The sequence below is a fragment of the Streptomyces murinus genome (assembly GCF_002154555.1).
Classification (GTDB): domain Bacteria; phylum Actinomycetota; class Actinomycetes; order Streptomycetales; family Streptomycetaceae; genus Streptomyces; species Streptomyces murinus.
In genome coordinates, this window is sequence record NZ_MUNF01000635.1 from 1 (window position 1) to 2913 (window position 2913).

Sequence of the window (2913 nt, forward strand, 5' to 3'; positions counted from 1 at the left end):
GCCCCGCCCGGGCCGGAGCGGGGCGGGGGCGGGGCGGCCGTACGGGCGTGCCGTCGGGGTCAGTCGGCCGGCTTGAGGTCGGTGATCTTCAGGGTGTGCAGGTCGGACTGGACGTCGATCCGGGTGACCTCGGCGTGCGGGCCGTCGCTCCAGGTCAGCGTCACCCGGCTGGTGGCATGCCCGGCGCCCGAACCGGTGTAGGCCACCTGCCAGCGCACCGGCACGTTCTGGGCGAAGAGGATGCCGTCGGCGTGCTCCTTGGTCTCGTAGGCGGCGACCTTCTTCTGGGCGGCCGCGGACAGGTAGAAGGCGCGCAGGGCCTTGGCGTCGGCGCCCGCGGCCTTGTCGTCGGTGGCCCAGACGGCGTCGATGTAGGCGCCGTAGAAGTCGGCGACGTGCTGGGTGGCGTTGCGCGCGTCGCCCTGGGCGACGGCGGTGCTGCGCGCGGTGGCGGGTCGGGGGGTGGCGGGTCGGGCGAGGGCGGGTGTCACCGCGGCCAGGCTGAGGCCGGCGGCGAGGGCGAGGGCGGTGAACAGGGTCGTACGGCTGCGGACGGACATGTGTCTCGTTCCCCCGGTTCGTGACGGACGGGCTGATCCCGGCCGCTGACGGCTGGTAAGACCAGGTTTCGGCAAGGGTGGTTCCGGCGGTTTCCGGATGATTCCGGGCATGCGGCAAGGCGGAAAAGGTTGCGTCGGTTTCCGGCCTCGGAGCGTGCCGATCCGGTCATGTATCCGGTTCTACCGTCCCTCCAGCAGCCGGGCGAGCCGGTCGAGGGCCATGCGGGTGCCCCGCTCGTTGTCCGCGCGCGGAACGGCGTCGGGAACGCCCTCGTGCAGGATCTCCACGTCCGTGCCGCCGCCGGCCGGGGTGAGCGTCGTCGTCAGGGTCATGCTGGCGCCGAGTCGGTCGTCGTCCGTCTCGAACGCCAGCACCTCCACGACCAGGGAGCCCGGGACGAGCCGGGCGAAGTGGCCGCGGTAGGTGTCGGTACGGCCGCCCGACTTGCCGGTGCCGCCGCCCTCCCCGTAGGTGAGGGAGACCCGGAAGGCGCCGCCCTCGCGCGGCTCGTAGGTGTGCACCCGGGCGGTCATCCCGTCGGGGACCCGCCAGAGCGCGACCGCGGCGGGGTCGGTCAGGGCCCGGTAGACGACCGAGGGGTCCGCGTGCACATGACGGGTGACTCGGGTGACATACATGTCAGACGGTGTTGACGTGGAACAGCGCGGCGCGGAGATCGCCCACCGCTCGCTCCATGTCGACCAGGGCGTGCAGCGACAGCACGATGTTGTCGGGGACACCCATCAGACGGGCCGCCCGCAGGACCTGGGCGCGTTCGGCCTCCGCATAGACGCCGTCCGCGCCGCACATCTGGATCGCGTGGTACACGATGTGCGGAGCGGCCTGCCAGGTGTCCACATCGGTACGGATGGCCGGGAGCAGATCCGTGAGTTGGGCTCCGCGGTGGTCGAACTCCTTGTACAGGTCGATGACTTCCTCCGGCGCGCCCATCCGCCGCTGGTGGTCGACCAGCCAGGCGAGCTCCGCCTCGCCGACCTCGCCGTCGGCGCCCGCGATCACCGGCAGGGCCTTGCCGTAGTTGAGGAAGGCTTCCGGCGGAGCGGCCGACAAGCCGTACAGGTCCTGGCAGAGGTCGCTCATCGGGACCATCCGCGTCGTGGTCACGTCGCCTCGCATCCTTCCGATTCCGGCCGGCCCGTCCCGGTCGACGCCCGGCTCCCAGGACCCGATCTTCCGCGCCCGGTCCGGCGTGCGGACAGGTCGGCGCGGGCGGTTCGTTCCAACCGGCGATCAGGGGCACACATGTCCCCAACGGGCGGCAAGGCTTCCGCCTCACCCCTGCGACTCCGCGCGGATCGCGCCGAGCAGGGGCTCGGTCCGCGTGGCGGGCCGTGCCTGGGTGGCGAGGTGGTTCAGGGCCTCGCGGTAGGGCTCGACGTGCTCGGGCTTGTCGAGGTGGACGGCTCCGAGCAGGCCGTCGGCGTAGACGATGTCGGGCAGTTCGCGGGCCCGGAACCGGAAGAGGTGGTAGGCGGCCACCGGCACCGCGGGGTGCGGGCCGTGTGCGAACGGCGGGAGCCGCACGGTCACCTGGGGCAGCCGGCCGATCTCGACCAGGTGGTCGATCTGCGCACGCATCGCCCCGGGCCCACCGACGGTCCGACGCGGCACGGTCTCCTCCAACATCACCTACACACACGGGGGTTCGGCCCCGGCCAGGAGCCGCTGCCGCCGCATCCGCAGGGCAACCCGGCGTTCGGTGGCCTCCGCGGGCGCACTCGGGTGGGTGGCGCGGAGCAGGGCGCGGGCGTAGTCCTCGGTCTGCGACAGGCCGGGCATACAACTGTTCCGGTGGCCGCGGATGCGGTCGGCGGTCTGCTCCAGGTTGAGGTAGGCGGCGTACCGGTCGGGCATCACATCGCGGTAACCGTGCCACCAGCCCCGCCTGTCGGCCTCGCGCACGGAACGCAGGAAGGGCAGCAGGGTCGCCCTCGTACACCGTCGTGGCGGGCCCGCCACGCGTGGGTGTGCCCCGCGCGGGCAACACGCATACGGCCGACTGTCATTTTCAACTCGCAGGTTGCGAGCCTTTGTTGGCAGGTGGGAAAGTGGGGCGACTGCTCCGGCCGACCGAGGAGCAGGCGGCGCGGCCGGTCGGGGGACCGGGCCGCGGCACGGCCTCGTGCGGGGCGGTGTGCCGTCTGCTGCGCGCTCTCGGCCGACCGACCCCCCACCACGCACGGCCGGACGCTCCCCACGCGAGGCCGGACGAAAGGCGCACGGCGATGGCTCCGCCCTTCCTCCCCCGACCGCTCCACCGCCCGCCCCCGGACGCGAGAGGGGACCGGTCGTCTCGCGCGGACGGTCCCCTCTCGCGTCCGGGGGCGGGCG

Annotated in this window: 3 protein-coding genes and 1 pseudogene; all 4 read right to left on the minus strand. The window is 73.0% G+C overall.

Going from position 1 to position 2913, the window contains the following annotated elements; all coding sequences use genetic code 11:
- Positions 1-59: 59 nt before the first annotated feature.
- The gene (locus CCN72_RS31865; RefSeq protein WP_086811644.1) at positions 60-560 is read right to left on the minus strand and encodes a hypothetical protein; all 501 of its coding nucleotides are present in this window, start codon (positions 558-560) and stop codon (positions 60-62) included.
- Between the two features lie 180 nt (positions 561-740).
- A complete protein-coding gene (locus CCN72_RS31870; RefSeq protein WP_086811646.1) occupies positions 741-1199 on the minus strand; it encodes an SRPBCC domain-containing protein in 459 nt (152 codons plus the stop codon).
- A 1-nt stretch (position 1200) separates the two neighbouring features.
- Positions 1201-1686: a TerB family tellurite resistance protein gene (locus tag CCN72_RS31875; RefSeq protein WP_158101446.1), complete on the minus strand. Its 486-nt coding sequence runs from the start codon at positions 1684-1686 to the stop codon at positions 1201-1203.
- 168 nt (positions 1687-1854) lie between these two features.
- Positions 1855-2496: pseudogene (locus tag CCN72_RS40970) on the minus strand (DUF5753 domain-containing protein); the annotation flags it as partial.
- Positions 2497-2913: the final 417 nt, after the last annotated feature.

What these genes read in the sequence shown, in the direction of transcription:
- CCN72_RS31865 (WP_086811644.1), bottom strand. Translation starts at nt 560, where the DNA reads ATGTCCGTCCGCAGCCGTACGACCCTGTTCACCGCCCTCGCCCTCGCC.
- CCN72_RS31870 (WP_086811646.1), bottom strand. Translation starts at nt 1,199, where the DNA reads ATGTATGTCACCCGAGTCACCCGTCATGTGCACGCGGACCCCTCGGTC.